Origin of the sequence: Mariniphaga sediminis (genome assembly GCF_003573545.1) — a bacterium.
GTDB classification, from domain to species: domain Bacteria; phylum Bacteroidota; class Bacteroidia; order Bacteroidales; family Prolixibacteraceae; genus Mariniphaga; species Mariniphaga sediminis.
In genome coordinates this window covers 79777-102579 of the sequence record NZ_QWET01000005.1, presented here as the reverse complement: position 1 = coordinate 102579, position 22803 = coordinate 79777, and the positions used below count along the sequence as shown (strand labels likewise).

Here is a 22803-nt window from a genome sequence, read left to right as displayed (position 1 = left end):
CTTCATCTATAACGTTACAATACCGTATTATTATTTATTATCTTTGCTCAAAATCAAAAAGGAAAAAAATGACAAACAAACAAATTATACTTTTTATTTCAGTATTTGCACTGCTTTTCACCTCCTGTGTATCGAAAAAGAAATTTCTGGAAATGCAAAACGGACGGCTGCAGGCTGAAGAACAGGTGAGGCAACTTACCGCAGAAAATAATGCCCGGGCTGAACGGATTAAAGCGATGATTTCTGATTTTGAAACGATGAAAAATGAGTTAATGGAGAGCAATGCAGAAAAAGATCAGTACATCGACAACCTGAATAAGGAAATTGCAGGGTTAAATAACAAGATGAATGAACAGATGGAATCGCTGAAAGAAAAAAGCTTTGCATTTGGTTTTGAACAGGACAGGCTTTCTGAAACCCTGCAAGAGAGGGAAAAAACCATTCGTGAACTGGAAGTACAGGTGAAAGAAATGGAAAATGAACTTTCAGGGCAATCTTCTACGCTCAGCGAACGAAATATCAGAATAGATGTGCTCAACGACCAGATTTCCTCTTTGGAAGCAGAGAAGATAAGAGGTGAGAAAGAGCAGGAAAAGTTAAATCAACAGGTACAAAAACTGAAGGAAGAAACAGAGGCGTTGAAGGGCCAGTTGAAAGCAAAAGATGAATCCATAACGCGATTACAAAACAATGTAAACCTGTTGAAAAGAGAATTGGGAGGGGAAGAAAACTAATTTTAAATACAAAAAATGAATATGAAAAACGTTATCTTTTTATTACTGGTCACCTTTTTAAGCACTTCTGCTTTTGCCGGTGGCAGCGGTTGGAAGTCTCTGTTTAATGGTAAAAACCTGGATGGTTGGAAAATCCACGGAACTGAAAAATGGTATGTGGAAGACGGCCTGTTGGTTTGCGAAAGCGGCCCGGATGGAGAATACGGATACCTTTCTACCACAAAAAATTACGACGATTTTGAGCTTAAAGTAGAATTTTTGCAGGAAGCCAATGGCAATAGTGGCATATTTTTTCGCTCTACCTTTGAGGGAACAAAAGTAGCCGGATGGCAGGTGGAAGTAGCTCCGCCAAATCATGACACAGGTGGAATTTACGAGTCGTACGGACGCGGATGGCTGGTACAAATTCCCGACGAAAAAGAAAACATCCTGAAAATGGGCGAGTGGAATACAATGAAAATCCGGGTGCAAGGCGGACACGTGACCACATGGCTTAACGGAAAGCAAATGGTTGACATCAACGACGAAAAAATAGCCCAGGGTAAAGGTGCCATTGCCCTTCAAATTCATTCAGGGGGAGGAATTAAAGTAAAATGGAGAAAGATGAAGGTAAAAGAGCTGTAACAAGTAATTTACCAGAATAATCAAGATATAAAAAAGCCGTAATATTTGATATTACGGCTTTTTTAATTCACATTTTTTTATGAAAGAACTAGTCTTTAATCAACAGCCAAACATCCGAATATTCGGGATATGCCTGACGTATCTGGGCAACGCGGGTACGTGCATCTCCTTCATGTTGGTACGAATTAACGCATACCCTGTAATAGCCCGTTTCGCTGTGCAGAACAATGGGCGTAAACCCCTGGTTTAATAAAGTTTCACGATAATTTTTTGCATTATCGAGTTGGCTAAATGAACCAAGAATAACAAAAAAGTTATTGGTTTCATTTTGCACTTTATCTTCCTGACGGGTAAAGGAAACCTGTTCTTTTCGCATGGAAACAGGTGCTTCTGTTTTAGCCACCGGCTCTGCTTTTACTGCTGGCTGTTCCCGTGTTTCTTTTGCGGGTACTGTAAATACTTTTTGCTCAGTAGTCGGATCGGTAGTGTAAGGCGACTGGGCCAGCTCTTTTTTTGATTTACAAGCTGTAAATGCCAGGCTCAAAACAACAAAAAATAATACTATCCGGTTCATCTTTTAAAAATTTTCATAGTTACATGCGGCAAATATAAACAAAACCTTCCCTTCTTCTCCGGGTTTTACCGGTAAGTTTTACACAGGCAATTGTTTGCAACAAGGGGTAGAGGTTGATAACTTCTACTTTCCGGCTCTTGCTCCGCCACCGCCAAAGAAAATCATTACCCCGAGCAGGTATCCAAAATCATACCAGCCTCCGGAATTGGGAAATGCATAAATTGTATAGTCGGTAAACAAACTGCCGATAAAACTGAAAAGGACAATAAATCCGTGCAGCAACCCTTTCAGAAAGCCGGGAGGGTCCAATACTTGTCCTACTGAATGTGTGGCACAACCTGCTAAAAAAATAACCAGCGCCGTAAGAAATACCAGATACATCAGTCGATTTTTTGAATTCATTGTATCAAATGTTTAAATTTATCTTACAATTTACAGGAAATAACCGAAGAAGAAAATACTTCGAAACAAAAAAATGTAAGTAATTGATTGCCTTAATCTTGATCGTTTTATTATCTTTGTTTGGTAAAAAAAACCAACGTTCTTCTTTACAGTAAAAACAACTGAAATTCAACAACAATACCTAATAAACATACTATATGCAAAAAAAGGAACAACTCAGGAGACCTAAAAAACCGGTCATTTTAATTGTTGATGATGTTGCAAAGAATATTCAGGTGTTGGGTACTCTTTTAAGTAAATTTGATTGCGAACTGGCTGTAGCCATGAATGGACAACAGGCCCTTAACACAATAGACAGAATAAAACCTGATTTAATATTGCTTGACATTATGATGCCCGTGATGGATGGGTTTGAGGTGTGCCACCGCCTGAAAAGCGCAAAAGAAACAAAAAATATTCCGGTCATTTTTCTTTCAGCCAAAAGTGAAACCGAAGATATTATTAAGGGTTTTGAACTGGGGGCCATTGATTATATTACCAAACCCTTTATTGGGAGTGAGCTCCTCGCCAGGGTAAAAACACACCTTTCACTAAAAAGGATAAAAGAAGACCTTCAGGAAGAAATAACAACAAAAAATAAATTCTTCTCTATTATTTCTCATGATTTACGTGACTCATTCGGGATTATTCTCAGTTTTACAAAGTTACTCCAACACAACAGCCTGTCAAAAGCAGAGGCTGATGAAATGCTAACCAATATTGCCAATACGACCGAAAACACGATGGAACTGCTCGAAAATCTTCTGCACTGGGCGCGTTCACAAACCTGTGGAATCAATATGGATCCGGCACAACTCCAAATACAGGACATGGCTGAAGAAATAATGAGAACAACAAAGGATCTGGCCGTCAAAAAAGACATAACCTTAACTTCCTTAGTGGATTCAGAGACAGTTTTCGCCGATAAAAACATGGCGCTTCTCATCATCCGCAACCTGGTATCAAACGCCATAAAATTTACCCCGAGAGGAGGCCAGGTAACCCTGAATTCCGAAGAACAGAAACACGCGGTTAAAATTGCGGTCACTGATACCGGAATCGGAATGGCATCTGATAAAACAGAAAAACTTTTCCACATCGATACGAAAGTATCAACCCCCGGAACCGAAAACGAACAGGGAAACGGACTAGGGCTCATTCTGTGCAAGGAATTTGCCGAATGCAATGGCGGCGAAATTGGTATCGACAGTTCGCCGGACAAAGGCACTACAGTTTGGTTTACATTGCCTAAACCGGAGGAGATGTAAATTCAACGAGCGTTGAAACAAAATAAGAAAACCAAAAATGGAAACAGGACGGCTTCGGAATCCCCTTAACAGGGAACCTGTATTTGCCGGAAAATTCTACCCTGCTTCCGAACACAGCCTCAAAAGCCAGTTAAAGGAATTATTTGAAAATGCAAAATCGCCTTCACCCGGACGAAACCAGCCGCTCGCCCTTATTTCGCCACACGCCGGTTATGTTTTTAGCGGACCGGTAGCAGCCTCTGCATTCAACCAAATTCCGCCAAATGCCTTCTATAAAAGGGTGTTTATTCTGGCTTCAAGCCATCAGTTTCTGTTTAAAGGCGCCGCTATTTTTGATTCGGGAAACTATAAAACTCCACTAGGTGAAGTAAAAGTGGACACAGACCTGGGCCGCGAATTGATTTCTTCATGTCCTGTATTTCAGCACAACCCGGAAGCACATCAGTTCGAGCATAGCCTCGAAGTGCAACTCCCCTTCCTTCAGCATAAACTAGGTACCCATTTCTTACTGATTCCTATCATTTTGGGCACCAATAACCCCGACGAATGCAGGCAGATCGCACATGCCCTGAAACCTTACTTTACCCCCGAAAACCTTTTTGTAATCAGTACTGATTTTTCACACTATCCCGAATACCAGGATGCCATAGATATTGACCTGCAAACTGCCCGGGCCATTTGTTCCAATACCCCTGCGCAACTTTTAAAGGCACTTGACGAAAATAAAAAAAGAAAAATCAGCCACCTTAAAACATCGCTTTGTGGCTGGACTTCGGTCCTCACCCTCCTTTATATTACTGAAAACGAAGAATTCGAATTCCAAAAAATTAACTACCAGAACTCGGGTGATTCGAAACTTTATGGAGACAAAAACCGGGTGGTTGGATACTGGGCGCTGGCGGTTTTTGCCAAAGAGCATCCTTTTTCTGTTTCGGAAGAAGAAAAAAAAGAGCTGCTTCAAAAGGCCCGCCATTCCATTGCCCATTATCTGAAAACCGGCAGGCGGAACAAACCGTCCCCTCCGGAAACACCGGGCATTCTGAATCGTCAGGCCGGTGTTTTTGTCAGCGTCTATTTAAATGGAGAGCTTCGCGGGTGCATTGGTAATTTTGCCCGGGACGAAATACTGAACGATCTGGTGCAACGAATGGCCATTTCAGCTGCCTGCGATTACCGGTTCAAAAACTTACAGGCCGGAGACCTGCCTGAAATGGAACTGGAAATTTCAGTGTTATCTCCCCTCAAAAAAATTACTTCCCCCGATGAAATCGAGCTTGGCAGGCATGGCATTTACATCAAAAAAGGAATACACTCCGGCACTTTTCTTCCGCAGGTAGCCCAAAAAACCGGGTGGAGCCTGCACGAATTCCTCGGACACTGCTCACGCGACAAAGCCGGACTGGGCTGGGACGGATGGAAAACCGCCACTCTTTACACCTTTGAAGCTGTCATATTCAGGGGATAATTTTCAAAAAATCAAAATATCTCCCTAAAAATGTACGAAATATGTAAAATTTAACTATTTTTGTAAAGTTTTTACAATGTTCGTACAAAATGAAAGAAAACAAAAAAAGCAAGAAGTACCTCGAAATCATGAAAACAGCCCGTGAATTATTCTGGAAACATGGCTTCCGAAGGGTAACCATCCAGGAAATTTGCGAAAAAGCAGGCGTCAGTAAAATGACCTTCTACAAACATTTTCCGAATAAAATTGACCTCGCCAAAACGGTTTTCACTAATGAAGTGACCCAGGGCATGGAAAAATTCAACAGGTTGATGGATGAAGACATTCCGACGCAGGAAAAAATAAAAAAAATAATCCTCCTGAAAACGGAAGGCACAGACAACATCAGCCGGGAATTTATGGAAGACTTTTACATCGACACCGAATCCGGGCTGAAAGATTTTGTGGAAGAAAAAACCAGAGAAGCATGGAACAGGTTGCTGAAAGATTACAAGAGGGCACAGGAAAAAGGAATCTTTCGTGATGACTTCAAACCGGAATTTCTACTTCACATCTCCTTCAAAATGATCGAAATACTGAAAGACGAGAAGCTGTTAGGGTTGTATAACACTCCGCAGGAACTCATCCTCGAGTTTACGAAATTCGTAACTTATGGGATTTCTCCGTATGACACAAAATGAACCGGTTGAAATACATATTACTACTAACTATTCTCATTTTTAACTCCGGAGAAAATATAGCACAGGATTTCCTGAATTTTAAAGGACAACTGTCGGCCTACAGTCATTTTAACCCGAACAATGACTTTCCCTGGTGGAATGGCGGCCGGTACATTCCGGAAGCCCATTTTGAAATTTCGCCAAAAGAAGGCCGGTTGTTCGATATTGAAGCTTCGGCAAACCTTTATGGAAATATTGGGATGGAATCATTCAGCCACACTGTTTCCAACGGAAAAATAAAACCTTACCGGATGTGGGCGCGCTATTCCACCAACCAGTTTGAGTTGAGGGCAGGCCTCCAAAAAATCAATTTTGGGTCAGCCTCCATCCTACGCCCACTTATGTGGTTTGATCAGTTGGATCCACGCGATCCGCTAAAGCTTACCGACGGCGTTTGGGGGTTATTGGGACGTTACTACTTTTTAAACAATGCCAACATTTGGCTATGGATATTGCACGGGAATAACAACCCCAAAGGATGGGAAATGATTAAAACCAACCGCTCTGTTCCTGAGGTTGGAGGACGCATTCAATTCCCCGCAAGCACGGGCGAAGTGGCCATTTCATACCATTACAGAACGGCTGACAGCCGGACGCTTTCAGATGCTGAGATTCAGTTTGCCAAAATTCCGGAACACCGGGTTGGGTTCGATGCCAAGTTTGATTGGGTAGTGGGATGCTGGGTCGAAGCCTCCTGGACAAATATGGGCAAAAGCATGGAGATGTTTACCAACCAGGAAATTATGAACCTGGGGGTTGATTACACTTTTGGATTGGGAAACGGGCTCACCGTAATTTACGAACAACTGCTGGCTGCTTATGATGAAAAAGCATTTCACCTCAGCAGGCCGGCCACTTTTTCGCTCATTAACGCGTCGTATCCGCTGGGCCTTTTCGACAACCTGAGCTTTATAATTTATTTCGACTGGCGCAACAAAGCGGCCTACAATTTTATAAACTGGCAGAAACAATTCAATATGCTAACCTTGTATGTAATGGGTTATGTAAATCCCAAAAATTACAACATCCCTTTACAACAGGCAGCAGGAAACCTGTTTGCCGGCACAGGAATACAACTCATGCTTGTATTTAACCATTAAAAATAGTGCATTCAAACAATAAAACGATGGAAAACAATTCAATCATTCAAATTAAGAATCTGACAAAGTCGTTCCCGACGGGAAAAACGAACTTTATCGCATTAAGAGGAATCGATCTTTCACTCGGCACAGGTGAATTTACCGGTCTAATCGGACCAAGCGGTTCCGGGAAAACTACCCTGCTGAACATTGTGGGGTCGCTTGACACCCCCACCTCGGGTGAAGCATGGGTTCTCAATCACTCTATCGGGGCGCTTTCCGCCAAACAGGCTGCCAGCCTGCGGAAACAAAACCTCGGGTTCATATTCCAAAGCTACAACCTGCTGGCTGTTCACACTGTTTTTGAAAACGTGGAATTTCCACTGCTCTTACTAAAATATAATGCTTCGGAACGAAAAAAAATGGTGATGGATGCCCTGGAATGGGTGGGTCTCACCGGAAAGGTAAAATCAAAACCTCCTCAATTGTCCGGTGGTGAATGCCAGCGTGTAGCAATTGCCCGTGCTATGGTAAAAAAACCGTCGCTGGTACTGGCGGATGAACCTACCGCCAACCTGGATGCATCTAATTCACACCACATCCTACAAACGATGGTTAAGCTAAACGAAGAACTGAAAACAACCTTCCTGTTTGCCACACATGATGAAAAGGTGATAGGTTATCTCCGCAGGAAAATTTATTTGCTTGACGGAAAGGTTGATAAGGATGAATTGACAGTAGGAAGTAAACAGTCAACAGTGAGCAGTGAAAAGTGAACAGTCAACAGTGAAAAGTAAATATTATGGAAAAGAAGTTAGGGCATGCAAGGAGTTTTAGGGAATTGGAGGTGTATAAACAGGCAAGGGAATTGTCAAGAATAATTTTTGAGCTGACCAAAAACTTTCCAAAGGAAGAAATATATTCCCTGACAGACCAAATCCGGAGATCATCAAGATCCATTGGAGCACAGATTGCTGAATCATGGGGTAAACGAAGATATGAAAATCACTTTATTTTAAAACTAACTGATTCTGATTCTGAACAATATGAAACTCAACATTGGATTGAAGTTTCTTTTGAATGTGAATATATTGATAAGACCATGAAAAATGATTTAACTACTAAATGTGAAGCGATTGGCAGGATGTTGAATTCAATGATTGAGAAGGCGTCACTTTTTTGCCAAAAAACCTGAAATAAATAATAGAAAGTGAACGGGGAATGGAGAAATATAAAAGAGAATCTCAAACCCAACGAACAACGATTTCTTCGAAGTACTGTTTACCGTTCACTTTTCACTGCTCACTGCTTACCATTGATGCGTAGCAATTGTATAAAATTTGATTGAACATGAAAAGCATTAAAAAATGAAAACCGCTTTAAAACTTGCCTATCGCAACCTCATCGGTGCCGGGCTTCGCACCTGGCTCAATGTGATTGTGTTGTCGTTTTCCTTTGTGGTCATTATCTGGATGAAAGGCGTGCTGGTGGGATGGGATCACCAGGCCAAAACGGATATGGCCAACTGGGAAATCGGCGGAGGCCAATACTGGCACGAAAACTACGATCCATTCGACCCGTTTACATTTACCGAAAGCCACACCGCAGTTCCGGAAGAATTTAAAACAGAAATCGCCGCCGGAAATATGGAACCGATGCTGGTGGTGCAGGGAACCATCTACCCGCAAGGAAGAATGCAGCCGGTTATCATAAGAGGAATAAACCCGGGGCAGAACATTTTTAAACTCCCTACCCAAAAACTCGATACCCTCACTGAGGCTATTCCTGCGATAATTGGGTCGGTAGCAGCCCGGAACCTAAGAGTACAGACCGGCGATTACGTGACTATCCGGTGGCGCGACACCAACGGTATGTTCGATGCCGCCGAAATTATCATTACCGGAGTCTTCTCCTGCAATGTACCGGCTGTAGAGGCAGGGAAAGTATATATCCCGCTGGAAAAATTACAATCCATGGTACAGCTTGAAGGGGAAGCTACAATTCTTACTTTCAGGGACAGCGAAAAGGAAAGACCTGCCATTGAAAACTGGACACTGAAGCCACAAAGTGAACTAACCAAATCAATTGATGAAATAATTCAGACCAAAACTGCGGGGCAATCCGTTTTTTATGGTATCCTGCTGCTGCTGGCTATGCTGGCTATTTTCGACACGCAGGTTTTATCCATTTTCCGAAGGCAAAAAGAGATTGGAACTTATGTAGCCCTGGGCTATACCCGGCGCGAAGTAGTAGGGTTGTTTACCGTTGAAGGTGCCATGCATTCTATTCTGGCCGCTCTGGTCGCCGCGGCTTACGGAATACCCTTTTTAGCCTGGCAGGCCAAAGCGGGCTGGACCATGCCAATGGACGTGAGTGAATACGGGATGGCGGTAGCACAAACACTTTACCCGGTATACAGCACAGGACTGATAGTGTCAACTGTGTTCATTGTAGTTCTGACCACAACTATTGTGAGTTACTGGCCCTCCAGAAAAATCGCAAAAATGAATCCAACAGAAGCATTAAGAGGGAGGTTGCAATGATACGATTCTTACTTAAAGGACTTCTTCGCGATAAAAGTCGCAGCCGGACACCCGTAATGGTGGTGGCCATCGGAGTGATGTTAACGGTGTTTGTTCACGCCTATATCACAGGATTTATGGGTGACACCATTGAAATGAATGCCAAGTTTTCTTACGGCCATCTTAAAGTGATGACCAAAGCGTACGCTGAGAATATGAGCCAGGTTCCCAATGATTTGGCACTCCTGGATGTGAGTGAACTACAGAATAAACTAAATAAACAATTCCCAGGGATAATATGGGCACCCCGCATTCAGTTTGGCGGGCTCATTGATGTGCCGGATAAAAACGGGGAAACACAGGCACAGGGACCTGCCATAGGCATGGGATTGGACATGTTGTCGGGAAAAAGCCGGGAAAATGAACGTTTAGAGATTCAAAAATCACTGGTACGGGGCAATCTGATCCGGGAGCCGGGCGAAGCCCTTATAAGCGAGCAATTTTCGCAAAAACTCCAGGTAAATCCCGGGGATGAAGTCACCCTCATCAGTTCTACCATGGACGGCAGTATGGCCATGTATAACTTTAGAATAGCCGGAACAGTGTCGTTTGGCGCTGAATCTCTTGACAGAGGAACTATCATTACAGATATTGAAGACGTACGCCAGGCTTTAAACATGTACGATGCCGCCGGCGAGTTAATCGGGTTTTTACCGGATGGTTTTTATGATGATGAAGAGGCCTTAAAAATTACCCAAAACTTTAATGCCGGATATGCCGATAGCTCCGATGAGTTTGATCCGGTAATGAAAAGCCTGAGCCAGCAAGGAAATATGGGACAGTATGTTTCGCTACTGAAAGTCTGGAGCGCATACATTTCCCTGATTTTTGTAGTAGCCATGGCGCTGGTGCTTTGGAATGCCGGTCTGTTGGGCGGATTGCGCAGATACGGAGAATTTGGCGTCAGGCTGGCCATGGGCGAAGAAAAAAAACATGTGTACCGCACACTCATTTACGAATCCGTTTTTATTGGCATTGCCGGAACCGTTGTTGGTACAGCTTTCGGATTATTCTTTGCCGCACTGCTGCAAAAATACGGTATCGACATTTCAGGCATGATGGAAGGAGCTTCTATGATGATGCCCTCTGTGATACGCGCGCGTATTACGCCAGCCGATTATTACCTTGGCCTTATTCCCGGCCTCATGGCTACGGTAATTGGGAGCATGCTTGCCGGAGTCGGGATTTACAAGCGGAAAACATCGCAGTTATTTAAAGAAATGGAAGCGTGAAGGAAGGAGTGAACAGTAAACAGTGAAGAGTGAACAGTGAAAAGTGAACAGTAAAGAGTGGGAAGAGGAGTGAATGAATATAGTGGCTTATAGCTTTTTAAATATTAACGAACAAAAAAAATGAAACTATTCATAACAATATTGTTAACGGGCATAACAACTTTAAGTTTTGGCCAGCCCGGAGCGGATGAGATACTGGAAAAAGTGGATCGGAATATGTCATCGGAAAACAGGATTTTTGAGTCGTCGATGACCATTCATGGAAAGCGCAACAGCCGGACAATTACCTCCAAAACTTACTCGGTAGGAGATAAAAAAGCGTTTACCGAATATTTGTCGCCACCCCGTGAACAGGGAACCAAAATGTTAAAGCTGGAAAATCAACTCTGGATTTATTCGCCATCAACAGATCGTACCATCCAAATTGCAGGGCATATGTTACGGCAGTCGGTAATGGGTTCCGACCTTTCGTACGAAGATATGATGGACGACCGAAAGCTAACCGATACTTACAATGCCGTTGTTGTTGGCAGCGAGGAAATGAGCGGACGTAAAACCTGGAAACTGGAACTGAAGGCCAAAGTAGATAATGTAGCCTATGCCTCCCGAAAATTGTGGGTTGACAGCGAACGGTTTGTTCCGCTCAGAGAAGAACTTTACGCCAAAAGCGGGCAGCTGTTAAAACGGTCCACCATGAGCGATGTAGTTCAGATAGAAGGCCGGTGGTTCCCCAAAACGGTTGTGTACAAAGACATGCTAAAACAGGGTGATGGCACTGAATTTAAAATCATCGAAATTCAATTTAACCAGGAACTACCGGAATATATTTTTTCGAAAGCAGCGTTGAAAAGATAGTCAGGCGAAAATTTCATGCAACACTTTCAGCGACTTAATCTCGCCAAGGTGCTCAAAATGCAACTGGTAGTATTCTACTAATTTCGAAGTAAGGTAACTACGAAGGTTCCTCGAAATTTTCAGTGTGCGGATCTCACGTATTTTCAAAGAAGCCAGGGTGCCCAGCGCTTCGGTAGCCTCTTTATGGAAAAAAAACGGATGCGACGGTTCAAACGGCACCACCTCCCCTTTTCGCATATCGAGCCACCCTTCAAACCCGGTTTTTTGGGTATCGGGCAAAAAGCCGAGATACTCAGTGAGGCGAAATAAAAACCAGAGATGAAAGCTGGCTGTGTGGTCTTCCATTAAATCCAGGTAAAGCAAACTGTTTTTAATAAAGTCGAATAGAGGAGGGGCGCTTTCCTGCTCACGCAAGGTTTTGGAAAGCATCTCCGCCAAAAAAATTACCTGGGAAGATTTCGCTATATCAAAAGGGATATTCTGGTAGGCAGGGGTATTTTTTATCTCTTTTATGCGCTGTACATCCCGGGATTCTTTTTGGTAGCAAACCAAATCGACCAAAAAGAGCGGCTGCAAAAATCCGGCTTTGTTTTTCGACCTTTTCCCGGAAGAAATGTTTAGCATATAAGCCTGACGTCCAAACTCCTTCGTGTAAATATTGACGATTACGCTATTCTCTCCGTATTTTACGAGATGCAGAATGATTCCTTCAGTAGTGGCCAGCATATCCCGTTTTTAATTTCCGTGTTTAACACACATTTTACAGAGCCAAATCCGTCATGGCTCAGTGTATAAAAAGCAGCTTTTCAATGTGGGTTTCTTCACCAGCTTCATCATTGCAAAAAATAAGGTAAACACCCGTTTTAACCCGGTTCCCGTTCAAATTCGTCCCATCCCAAACAGCCTGCCCGCCAAGCGAGGTAGTTTGAAAAACCAGGTTTCCGGTAATGTCGGTTATTTTCACATCGGTATTTTCAATCAGCCCGGTAATGGTAACAGGTCCGTCGTAAGTTTCCCGCACCGGATTGGGATAAACATACACATTCGCATAGGTATTTTTCCCGCCAATAGCATCGCCCTGGTACGATATCAATCCTTCACTCGTACCGAAAAAGACTTCTCCGCTCTGCTGATTGACTGCAATGTCCATAATGTTATTCGAAAGCAGGGGGCTGTTATCGCTGGTAAAATGCTGAATTTCGCTCTCCCCGTTTTCAGAAATGAGATACACCCCGGCTCTTTCCGTTCCAATCCATTTACGGTTAGCCCCATCAACGGCAATGGAAGTAACCGTTTCTGTTTCCAGGAGCGGATGATACTTTCCGTCGCCCAGATCGAGGCTGGGCTGTGTGGCATAAAACGTTTCCGAATCCCAAATGCGGCCCGGGTTGTTGTAAACGGCCACCCCTTTCGAAGTCCCAATCCAAATACCCCCTTCCAAATCCTCGGCAATACAATGCACATCGTTCATACGATTGAGAATTTCCTTTTCGCCATTATAAAAATAGGATGTTACAAGGAGGCGTTTTTTCGCTGTCCCGGTTTTATCCACAACATAAGCATCGTGGCCGCTCGGCAACAAAATCCACTTATCATCATTTTGGGTAACAAGTAACTGCCCGATACTATACCCATTGGCAATTTCGGGAAGAAAAACAGATTCCCATTCTCCTTCAGGAGTGCGCTTCACCAACACTTTTTCCACTTCGGAATTGGTCAGCCACAGATTGCCTTCCGAGTCAAAATCCATTCCGCCAACTCTCACATAAGGTTCGGCAGGTTGCTGGGGCAAAGCTGTTTCCAACGGACTGTTATGGTTTGTATAACGCTGAACAAACACATCGTTTTCGTATTCCAGTAATCCCCCACCCCAACTGGCGGCGTAAAAATGATTCTCCCTGAATGGATCAACCGCAACGGAAATAATATTAAAGAAACCGTCCAGCTCCGGGTAATCTTCCTTTGAGAAATGTTTCCAGGTATCGTCGTTAAAACGCTGGAACCTTGGTCGCTCCCATCCCCTCTTATTTCCGGGAGATACCCACAACACAGGACCAGCCTGGTGCAGCGTAAATATATTGTTGTCAATGGGGCCATTGAGAACGACCGATTCATAATTTTCACCGGAAACTTTTACCATCGAATTTTCAGCATCGGCTATCCAGATTGTTTCACCATCCGAAATTCCTGCACTCTGCGGCTGTATCGGTGCAATGCTTTTATCCCCAAGCTGATAGTTATTTATTTTTCTGACAAGTACATGATTATTATCTATCACAAATACATCGCTTCTGCTTGCAACGACCAGGTAGTTTCCATTCACCTGGATATCAAAGACATATCTTATTTGAGATACATAGGGCTCCCAAACATCCCCGTTTAAAGTGTACATCTCATCCTGATACCATTGCTCCGGGGTATAATTTGCAATTAGTTTGCCCTGATGATTGACAAGATGGTTGAACTTATCGTTGGAGTGCGGTATATCTTCTACCAGTGTCCAATTATTGTAATCCAACAGATTGGTGCCATTCTTTTCGGCTTTTAAAATTCCATTATCCGTAGCAGCATACAAAAACTCTGAATCTGCTTCCACATCATTTACAGATAAAAACGAGCCGCCTTCACCAATAATATAGGTATCTTTTACTTCCCTTTTCTCAAGGTTTAAAACAACAATTCCAAAGCTGCACGACAAATAGGCCTCGTTGTCAATAAGAGAAATATTGTTTATGTTTTTCCCGGATAATTGTTTCCTTTTAATATCTGACAGGTTCGTTACCCGGTTTTCGTAAACCAAATCAATGTTGCAATTATTGTAAGCAACAATTAACATATCGCTCTGCTCACTGTATATCATTGTTTTGATTCCGAAATCAGAAAGATTGGTAATGGCAGAAAGCTTGCTGACACTGTTATCCTCTCTGTCATAGAAAACAATCCCGCCCTCGGTAGCGCAATATACTTTGGTTGGCGCAACGGCAATTTTTACGGCATGGGTATACGACAAATAATCATTCCAGCTTCCTTTTTCCCTTTGTCCATAGGAAAAAACAACAGACACGACGGCAACAACGGTTAAAACAATTTTACGCATAATACACTGGTTGGTATCTAACTATTTAGTTTGAAGGTATTTTACCAGTTTCTCAACTGCCCGCCCTCTGTGGCTAATCCTGTTTTTTTCTTCCATATCCATCTCGGCAAAACTTAAATCATAGCCAACGGGTTTAAAAATCGGGTCGTAGCCAAAACCAGCTCTCCCTTGTTTTTTTTCTAATATCTCCCCATCTACAATGCCTTCAAACTGTTTTTCGTCTCCATTTATTATTAACGAAATCACTGTTCTAAAACGTGCTTTCCGGTTTTTTATTTTGGTCAGTTTGTGCAGTACTTTGGCCATATTGGCCTCCGGATTTTTATCCTCCCCGGCATATCGGGCCGAAAAAACTCCCGGTTCGCCATTCAGTGCTTCAATCTCAAGGCCTGTATCATCGGCAAAACAAGAATAACCATATTTTTGATAAACATGAAAAGCCTTCTGGCTGGCATTTCCTTCCAGTGTTGGTTGTTCTTCCGGAATTTCTTCCAAACAGCCAATATCATCCAAACTCAACAACTTGAAATGATCGCCTAAAATAGCCTGTAATTCCTCTAATTTATGTTTATTGTTTGTTGCAAATACAAGTTCCATATTTTTTCGGGTAAATGTATAAAAAAATCGCAGGTGTTGGAAAATAAGTGGAGAGGTACGGTTTTCCCGGGTCCGGCCCAGGGGGACTTTATACTTTTTAGATCCCGGAAGGTTTATTTCGATTCCGGAAAATTTTTCCGGTTGAGATCAGTTATTCAGAATCAATGAGTTTTACCTTCAGGTTATCGATTTGAAACCGTGCTTTGTTCAGGTTCCAGAAATAAATTTTAATCAGATCGCCTTCCTGTAACCCGGAATCCAAACGGATACAAAATGCCGCTCTTGCCCACTCACCGGGCCTCCGGGCAAATTTATCTATTTTACTAACCTGGTAGCTATGTGTTTTACCATCGCGATCTGTAGTAATTACAAGAAGGGTTTCCACCATTTTTTCTTCAAACATAAAATCTGAAAGGACCGCAATTTTTGCAGGCGAATTCCATTCTTCCGTAACAGGAATCTCAACCGTAGTCCCCCAGCTGTCTTCCGTATCATAAAAGTAGGTATGGTTGCCGGTAACAGAATCTGTTTTAATCCGTCCGTTATCCCGCGCCCATTCCTCTGACCCCGGCTCAAAATCCCTGCTGACGGCATAATGCTGTTTATCCCCATTTTTTTCGAGCAACAAAATCCCGGAGCTGCTGGTCTGCTTTTGCTCAATGATGCCGGGATAAAAAGAGTAAATCAATTCAATAATATCATCGCTGACAGATCCTCCCTGCCAGACAAAAGCCAAACGGAGGCTTTCCGACTGCACCAGAAAATGGGCCAGTTCCGAAAGATTTGTTTTATCATCAACAAAAAAGGCCGTATCAGCAGGTACCAGTTCTTTTAGTTGTTCCTGCTGCGTACTCAATAGAATTCGGATGTCGGCGCCATATTTTTTACGCCAATCATCTGTCTTTTCAATGATTTCGGGAATCAGTCCCTTTACATTTTTTTGATAAAAGTACCTGTTCAGGCAACTGCCCAACAGAAAAACTACCAGGCCGGAAAATAAAGCAATGGCTAACTTCTTTTTCCGTTCGGGGTGTTGAATCACAAAATAATGAATGGAAAAAGCAATCAAAATAAAAAAGACGAGGTAACTAAATCCAAACGCATATTTAATAAGAGGATTTCTGTATTCAAAAAAAATGGTATGTTCGCCCGAAGGCACCCAAACGGCCATGTGGGCAAAGTTACTCTGTAGCAAATCCTGTTCTTTCCCATCAACATAAACCTTCCAGCCATGGTAATAGTTTTGCTGGTAAGCAAGCAGTTGAGGATGGTTTGTGGTTGTTTCGATTTCTATTTTTTGGGGAGAAAAGTTACGAATAGCCAATTGGTCGTTTTTGCCGGAGCGCAAATTATCGGCCTCTATTTTTTTATAGTCCGAAGAAGACAGAAAAATGGTATTGGCAGTAAAATTTTCAACCGACGAATTTTCCCTTACATCATCAGAGAAGTAAACAACGGCTTCTTTTTTAATCGCTTCCAGCAACCCGGGATGATTATCGGCAAGGTAAGTATATCCATCTAACTTAAATGCAACTTTACCATCGAATGTAATTTTTTTAGGGAAAACATTGTTGTTCATCCAAATAAATTCATTCTGGGCGTTTCTGTCTGAATTCTCTTCAATAGGATTCAGTTCAGGAATGGGAAAACCTTTGGGCGCTGAACGAAGGTATTTAAAGAACGCAACGGGATTGTCCTCGCTAAGTACGGTATAACGCGTACTTAATTGGGTTGACACCATTCCATCCAGTATAAACAAAAAGAGCAGGGCCGCTGAATAGTGCCGGATGGTTTTAAGCTTCCAGGTTATAAAAATAAAAGTCAGCAAAATAAAAACCTGACCCGTTCCCTGCAAAACGATACTATCAAACCGGGTTGCACTTAAAACTTCTTCTGTGAAACTTTTACCGGCATTAAAAAAAACAAATTCCTCCAAATGACTGCTGGCATAGAAGATTAATAGCACCAGAAAAGAGACCACAAGCCCGGCAAGAAATATCAAACGTTTCTTATCTCTCCAGGCCAGGTTATTCACCCTGAAATTAATTCCCACAAAAGCCAGAAGACTAAAAATGGTAAATGCCCGGAATATGGCCGGGTACTGAAACATGTCCATCAGCGGGGCATAATGGTAGAGAAACTCCCTCAAAAAAAACTGATTGCCCAATGAAGCAAGAAAGGAAAAAACCCCAAAAAACAGAATTAAGTAAGATTCCCTGCTTTTCGCTTTTTTCAGCAAAGCAAATAAAAATAGAATCACACTAATCACTCCCCAGTATCCATTCGACATGGAAACATCGGTTTCAAAATAAGACGTATCGTTTCCCGTTGCCATGGGCAACAGAAAAGACAGAACCGATTTGAGTGTAAACGAGTGTCTGTGAGCCAAATTTATTGAAAGCCCACTGTAACGGCCCAGAAAAGAAGATCCCTGAAACCAGGCAATAATCAATACCGTACTGGAAAGCACTACCATTAAAACCAAAACCGCATGATAAATAAACACCCGTTTAAGGAAACTCTTGTCGGTGCGGTTTACAATAAGATAGTAAACGAAAATGCACAGAAGGAAGTACCCTAAAATAATGGTAAGCCCGGGATAGCTGGCATAAATCATTACAAACAAAGCAATCGCAACCCGGATGAGATGGGGTTTATTTAACTCCCGGATGAATTTAAAGTAACTGGTTAGCACAAAAGGCACAATGGCATAGCCACAAACAAAAGCCAAATGCTGGGCATTTCCGATACTAAAACCCGATAACATGTAGGCTACCGACAATCCCAAAGACAGTTTATATTCTGCATTAAATTCTTTCAAAAAGAAAAAGAATGTGACCCCGGCGGTAAAAACATAAAGCAAAAACATGAACTGCAAGGTAATATTGGAGTAGCCAAACATATTTCCCACAATCCAGAATTCAGGATTAAAAACGGACACCAAATCGGCATAAATAGGCGTACCGTAAAGGAGATAGGGATTCCAAAGAGGAAACTGGTTGTTTAATACCGACTCGGAAAAAAAGTATCGCGAAGGAAGAAAGGCATCCACAAAATCCCACTTTATTCCATTTTGCAAAAAAGAAACCTGCCAAAAAGCAAGGACTACAACCAGAAGCAAAAGAAGGTACGCTTTTCCTTTCATAAATTTTTTTGCATTACAGAATGGTGCTGATTATATCGTCAGAAGCCAGCGCTATTTTTTTTGTGCCTTGCTGCTGTGTTAATTGAACTCGAAAAGCAAATCTACCTGCATGCCTTCTGTTTTCATTTTTTTCCTTTCATTCCGGCGAAAAACGTACACCACCCCGTATTCCTGGGCATGCTGACGCTTATTGGCCGCAGGAGTGCCCCCCAGGTTTTCCTCGATCTCGGTCCACAGCCTGCTGATAAATTCGTTGGTTACTTTGCGAATTTCCTGCATCTTTTCGTAAGAACGCAATGTGTTTCTTTTCAGGTTTTGCTGAAAAATAGCCGCCTCCCTGAAATTTTCCACATTCACTTTTACCAGTGCAATTGACGGATTATAAATAGGACTGCCCCCGTTTTGCATTCGCTTCTGTTCTCCTTCAATCACCTTTTTGCCCCATTCAAGTATTTCCTGCTCTGTATTCAAAGAAGGCATTTTCCCATCAAATTCCTGCAACCCGTAAAATGCAAGCGCTTCTTTCTTCAACTCTTCCCTTTCAATGTTCATGAAAAGCACCTGGATAAAGTGCGAAACATACAACCGCCCTTTTTCATACGCAGCTTTGTAGTCACCGCTCTTTTCCGACTCGTGTTTTAAGTCGAACTCATAATGTTTCAGGTGGTTTTCAAAATTGGTTTGGACATTCTTCAGTTCAATCTGTGTATTTTTTGAAAAGGCAAGTTTCTCAGCATCACGTTCAGAGGCAATTTTCTGGGCGGCTGCCAATGCACGGAGCCGCGCCTGGTCGGTAGTGGGTAATCGGCGATATGGCATCTTTCTCATCTTTTAGCAATTATGCGAAGTTATGTATTTTCCAAATCCAAAATAGCTTCTTCGCATTAAAATTATTCACAAGAAATTGTGGATAAACCTCTTGATATTACCCGTTTTCGGTTTTGCTGAATTATCGTTACTTTTGTTATTCCCTTGAAATGAGTAAAATGGTTCAGGAGACAAGGAACAGATTAATTCAGGCAATCACCCACCAGGCCGGAAAGATAAGTTATTTCTGCACCGCAGAAAATATACCGGCCAACCTTGCTGTGCATGAATTACGCAAATCGTTTAAACGTTTGCGGGCGCTGTTGCGGTTCTACACCGAAATTCCGGAAACCAATATCCCACAACTGAGAAACGACATCCGTAACTTTGGAAAACTACTTGCCCCCTTGCGTGAATCATCGGTAAACCTTGATCTTTTCGACAAAGAGGTGCCCGGCAACAAGCTCCTGCCCGAGCGGAAAATAAAAAATGCCAGGGAAATGCTGGTACAAAAAAATAAATCGCTGCTGGAACGTGGTTTCCGGGAAAACAACCTGAACAAAACCATTGAAAGTTTTTTCGATGAATTTGAAACTCTTATTTCTGACAATCCCGGAAACGAACAGCTAACAAAAATTCATTTTTTTCGGGAAGTGGGACAAACCTATCTGAAAAGCATAACTGTTTATCAGCAGTTGCCCCTTAATCCTCATCCGGAAGAGTGGCATCAGTTACGAAAAAAATTAAAACAACTCTGGTATCAGTTGGATTTTATCCGTTTTTTGCATCCGCGGTATTTCAAATTAAAGACCGACCAGCTGAACAAAATTACCGATCAACTGGGCGAAGATCATGATTTGCATGTATTTTCCGAAGAATTGATTTCCCAGGGGTACGGATTCGCAGAAGAAGAAGTACACATTCTGAAAAATCAGGTAGAACACTTGCGTGAACTAAACCAGATAAAACTTCATCCCCGCCTGAAGCAGTTTTTTTCAGCCCCACCAGGAGAATTTAATCAAAAGCTTGAGCGTTTTTTCAAACTCTAAACACTGTCTTTTCTTAAATCAAATAACGTGTTCCTTCGCTACTATTCTCCCAAACGGTCCATACTGCGTCCTTCTCTTTGATAAATTAAAAGCTGCGAAAAAACGCTATTTCATTTTTAGAAACTGCACCTCCTTCGGTGAAAGGAACCGCCATCTTCCACGAGAAATATTTTTTTTGGTAAGGCCTGCAAAGTAAACCCGGTCGAGCTTCTTTACACGATAGCCAAGGTGTTCAAATATGCGACGCACAATGCGGTTTCGGCCCGAATGAATTTCCAGTCCCACCTCTGCTTTATTTGCTGCATCAATATAACTTATGGCATCGGCAGCAATCAGCCCGTCTTCCAGTTCAATCCCTTCGGCAATTTGCAGAATGTGGTTTTTGGTTACCGCCTTATCGAGAGACACCTGGTAAATTTTTTTTATCCGGTGACTGGGATGCGTCAGCCGGTCGGAAAGCTCACCGTCGTTTGTAAAAAGCAGCACGCCGGTAGTATTTCTGTCTAACCGTCCCACTGGGTAAATACGCTCAGGACAGGCTCCTCTCACCAAATCCATCACGGTTCGTTCGGCATGGGGATCGTCGGTGGTGGTTACAAAATCTTTGGGTTTATTTAGCAAAAGATACACTTTCTTTTCCGCATTCAGTTTCCTTCCATCAAAACGCACATCGTCGGTGGCCTTCACCTTTATCCCCATTTCAGTAACTACTGTTCCGTTAACCGTAACCAGACCGGCGGCAATAAACTTGTCAGCTTCCCGTCGCGAACAAACTCCCGAATTGGCAATAAAACGGTTCAAACGCATTTCCCTGCCGGTAGGTGTTTTGTATGGTTTGTTGCGGGGAAGTGGAACCTCCTTTTTGGCAGGCGAACTGCTACTCCTTTTAATCTTTATCACTTTTCTCCCGCCAACCGGACGACTTTCTCCCGCTGTTCTTCCTTTCTTTACGCCAGACCGGGATCCGGATCTTCCGTCACGCCCTTTATTGTAATTTCTGTTCATCTTTGAAATCAATTTTTTACAAAGGTCTAAAAAAATACGGATTAGAATGCTGTTCCCAATTTTCCAATTGTTAATTTTGACTTTTATTTTCAAAAAAATACAAATATGCAATCACACGAAATTGATTACAAAATTTTGGGGCACGATGTACAGTTGGTGGAAGTGGAACTTGACCCGGGTGAAACAGTTATAGCAGAAGCAGGCGCCATGCTCTATATGGACGATGATATTGAATACACAGCCCGCATGGGCGACGGATCCAACCCCAGAGCGGGTTTCTTCGACAAATTATTGTCGGCAGGGTCGCGCCTGATAACCGGAGAGTCATTGTTTCTCACTCACTTTACCAATCGTGGATGGGGTAAAAAAAAGGTAGCGTTTGCAGCGCCTTATCCCGGTACCATTATTCCTCTTAACCTGGCCCAACTTGGAGGAAGAGTAATTGTGCAAAAAGATGCCTTTTTGTGTGCAGCCCTCGGAACCAAAATCTCCATTACATTCAGCCGAAAGCTTGGCTCCGGTTTTTTTGGCGGCGAAGGATTTATTCTGCAGCAACTGGAAGGAGATGGCAATGCCTTTGTCCACGCCGGTGGAACTGTGATTGAAAAACAACTGAACAACGAAGTGCTGAAAGTGGATACCGGCTGTATTGTAGGATTCGAACCGGGAATCGATTACAGCATTGAGCAAGCCGGCAATTTACGTTCGATGTTGTTTGGCGGCGAAGGAATTTTCCTGGCCACGCTACGCGGCACCGGCAAAGTATGGTTGCAAAGTATGCCTATTCGTAAACTGATTGCAGAACTTTCTCCCGGCGGAGGGAATACCCGCAAAGAAGCCCGTGGAGGCTTGTTAGACAGTTTGCTCGAAAGGTAACAGCACAAAGCCCCCATCTTTTACATACTTTCCTCCTGCGGAGGCACAATAGAAATTGTTTTTTGTAAAATAATGGAGTTGGATATGGAAACCCGCTCCTTATTTTCTGTTTTGATATGGACAAAAAAGAAGGTGATGTCGTTTACAATTCCTTCAATAATAAAATCTTTCTCGATAATTTTTATATGATCGCCCAGCTTGAGCGGATGATTAAAAAACAAAATCAGCCCCGCCGTGATGTTTGAAAGCAACGACCACTGCGCCACAAAAGCAATTCCGAGAACAGCCATTACCGAAGAGATAAAAACCACCATGTCTGTTTGTTTGACCCCCCAAATGGCTGAGATAAAAACAATGGCAGTAATGGATAGTAAAAGATTGATTATCCGGATGGTTAGCTTTCGGCGCTGAGCGGTAAACCTGAATTTTTTCAGAAAACTTTTTACCACATTCCTGGTAAAAAAATGGGTTCCAATCAGTACCCCAATAACAATTAATGTCTGAATAGCTTTTAATGTCTGAATGTTCATTGCAACAATATTAATTGATCGAACACAAAGTTACTATCTAAATTCCAATCTTTAAACGAGGAAACATTAATCATTTCAACTCCCTTTGTTTTGGATGGATTAAATACAATATGCAAAGTACGCC

At 42.6% G+C, this 22803-nt stretch carries 22 protein-coding genes; 13 read left to right on the top strand and 9 right to left on the bottom strand.

Annotated features, from left to right (window positions below; genetic code table 11):
* Positions 1-68 precede the first annotated feature (68 nt).
* On the top strand, positions 69-734 hold the full coding sequence (locus D1164_RS08040; RefSeq protein ID WP_119349450.1) for a hypothetical protein: 666 nt from the start codon (positions 69-71) through the stop codon (positions 732-734).
* A 15-nt stretch (positions 735-749) separates the two neighbouring features.
* Positions 750-1358 (top strand): 3-keto-disaccharide hydrolase, encoded by a 609-nt coding sequence (locus tag D1164_RS08035; RefSeq protein WP_241558267.1) that lies wholly within the window; start codon positions 750-752, stop codon positions 1356-1358.
* 88 nt (positions 1359-1446) lie between these two features.
* On the opposite strand, the gene D1164_RS08030 is transcribed toward D1164_RS08035, so the two are convergent.
* Both D1164_RS08030 and D1164_RS08025 read right to left on the bottom strand, forming a co-directional pair.
* Entirely contained in the window at positions 1447-1932 is a 486-nt protein-coding gene (locus D1164_RS08030; protein WP_119349449.1) for an SPOR domain-containing protein, read from the bottom strand.
* A gap of 123 nt (positions 1933-2055) precedes the next feature.
* Positions 2056-2334, bottom strand: a complete 279-nt coding sequence (locus tag D1164_RS08025; protein WP_206610956.1) for a hypothetical protein — start codon at positions 2332-2334, stop codon at positions 2056-2058.
* A gap of 197 nt (positions 2335-2531) precedes the next feature.
* On the opposite strand from D1164_RS08025, the gene D1164_RS08020 reads away from it, so the two are divergent.
* The 9 genes from D1164_RS08020 (at position 2532) to D1164_RS07980 (ending at position 11573) form a co-directional block, all read left to right on the top strand.
* Entirely contained in the window at positions 2532-3641 is a 1110-nt protein-coding gene (locus tag D1164_RS08020) for a hybrid sensor histidine kinase/response regulator (RefSeq protein WP_119349448.1), read from the top strand.
* A 37-nt stretch (positions 3642-3678) separates the two neighbouring features.
* Positions 3679-5106 (top strand): AmmeMemoRadiSam system protein B, encoded by a 1428-nt coding sequence (gene amrB / locus D1164_RS08015; protein ID WP_119349447.1) that lies wholly within the window; start codon positions 3679-3681, stop codon positions 5104-5106.
* Positions 5107-5195: 89 nt separating this feature from the next.
* On the top strand, positions 5196-5786 hold the full coding sequence (locus D1164_RS08010; RefSeq protein WP_119349446.1) for a TetR/AcrR family transcriptional regulator: 591 nt from the start codon (positions 5196-5198) through the stop codon (positions 5784-5786).
* On the top strand, positions 5783-6925 hold the full coding sequence (locus D1164_RS08005) for a hypothetical protein (RefSeq protein WP_119349445.1): 1143 nt from the start codon (positions 5783-5785) through the stop codon (positions 6923-6925). Before D1164_RS08010 ends, D1164_RS08005 begins: the two co-directional genes overlap by 4 nt.
* 26 nt (positions 6926-6951) lie before the next feature.
* Positions 6952-7680: an ABC transporter ATP-binding protein gene (locus D1164_RS08000; RefSeq protein ID WP_119349444.1), complete on the top strand. Its 729-nt coding sequence runs from the start codon at positions 6952-6954 to the stop codon at positions 7678-7680.
* A 26-nt stretch (positions 7681-7706) separates the two neighbouring features.
* Positions 7707-8099, top strand: coding sequence for a four helix bundle protein (locus D1164_RS07995; protein ID WP_119349443.1), 393 nt, complete (start codon positions 7707-7709; stop codon positions 8097-8099).
* Between the two features lie 172 nt (positions 8100-8271).
* Entirely contained in the window at positions 8272-9447 is a 1176-nt protein-coding gene (locus D1164_RS07990; RefSeq protein WP_119349442.1) for an ABC transporter permease, read from the top strand.
* Positions 9444-10718, top strand: coding sequence for an ABC transporter permease (locus tag D1164_RS07985; protein ID WP_119349441.1), 1275 nt, complete (start codon positions 9444-9446; stop codon positions 10716-10718). Before D1164_RS07990 ends, D1164_RS07985 begins: the two co-directional genes overlap by 4 nt.
* A gap of 120 nt (positions 10719-10838) precedes the next feature.
* Complete coding sequence (locus tag D1164_RS07980) at positions 10839-11573, top strand: outer membrane lipoprotein-sorting protein (protein WP_119349440.1); 735 nt, start codon at positions 10839-10841, stop codon at positions 11571-11573.
* Here D1164_RS07980 and recO read toward each other — a convergent pair whose 3' ends face one another.
* From recO to D1164_RS07955, 5 genes are all read right to left on the bottom strand, one after another.
* Positions 11574-12299: a DNA repair protein RecO gene (recO, locus tag D1164_RS07975; protein ID WP_119349439.1), complete on the bottom strand. Its 726-nt coding sequence runs from the start codon at positions 12297-12299 to the stop codon at positions 11574-11576.
* 58 nt (positions 12300-12357) lie between these two features.
* The gene (gene porZ, locus D1164_RS07970) at positions 12358-14670 is read right to left on the bottom strand and encodes a type IX secretion system anionic LPS delivery protein PorZ (RefSeq protein WP_119349438.1); all 2313 of its coding nucleotides are present in this window, start codon (positions 14668-14670) and stop codon (positions 12358-12360) included.
* Between the two features lie 21 nt (positions 14671-14691).
* Positions 14692-15267 carry a non-canonical purine NTP diphosphatase gene (locus D1164_RS07965; RefSeq protein ID WP_119349437.1) on the bottom strand — a complete coding sequence of 192 codons (576 nt, stop codon included), beginning with the start codon at positions 15265-15267 and terminating at the stop codon, positions 14692-14694.
* 151 nt (positions 15268-15418) lie between these two features.
* Complete coding sequence (locus tag D1164_RS07960; RefSeq protein WP_119349436.1) at positions 15419-18412, bottom strand: YfhO family protein; 2994 nt, start codon at positions 18410-18412, stop codon at positions 15419-15421.
* Positions 18413-18490: 78 nt separating this feature from the next.
* Positions 18491-19231, bottom strand: a complete 741-nt coding sequence (locus D1164_RS07955) for a hypothetical protein (protein WP_147372091.1) — start codon at positions 19229-19231, stop codon at positions 18491-18493.
* Positions 19232-19389: 158 nt separating this feature from the next.
* On the opposite strand from D1164_RS07955, the gene D1164_RS07950 reads away from it, so the two are divergent.
* Complete coding sequence (locus D1164_RS07950) at positions 19390-20268, top strand: CHAD domain-containing protein (protein WP_119349434.1); 879 nt, start codon at positions 19390-19392, stop codon at positions 20266-20268.
* A gap of 105 nt (positions 20269-20373) precedes the next feature.
* Here the strand turns inward: D1164_RS07950 and D1164_RS07945 are convergent, their stop codons facing one another.
* A complete protein-coding gene (locus D1164_RS07945) occupies positions 20374-21273 on the bottom strand; it encodes a pseudouridine synthase (RefSeq protein WP_119349644.1) in 900 nt (299 codons plus the stop codon).
* A 105-nt stretch (positions 21274-21378) separates the two neighbouring features.
* Here D1164_RS07945 and D1164_RS07940 point away from each other — a divergent pair, with 105 nt between their 5' ends.
* A complete protein-coding gene (locus D1164_RS07940) occupies positions 21379-22149 on the top strand; it encodes a TIGR00266 family protein (RefSeq protein ID WP_119349433.1) in 771 nt (256 codons plus the stop codon).
* Between the two features lie 20 nt (positions 22150-22169).
* Here the strand turns inward: D1164_RS07940 and D1164_RS07935 are convergent, their stop codons facing one another.
* Positions 22170-22679 (bottom strand): mechanosensitive ion channel domain-containing protein, encoded by a 510-nt coding sequence (locus D1164_RS07935; protein WP_119349432.1) that lies wholly within the window; start codon positions 22677-22679, stop codon positions 22170-22172.
* Positions 22680-22803: the final 124 nt, after the last annotated feature.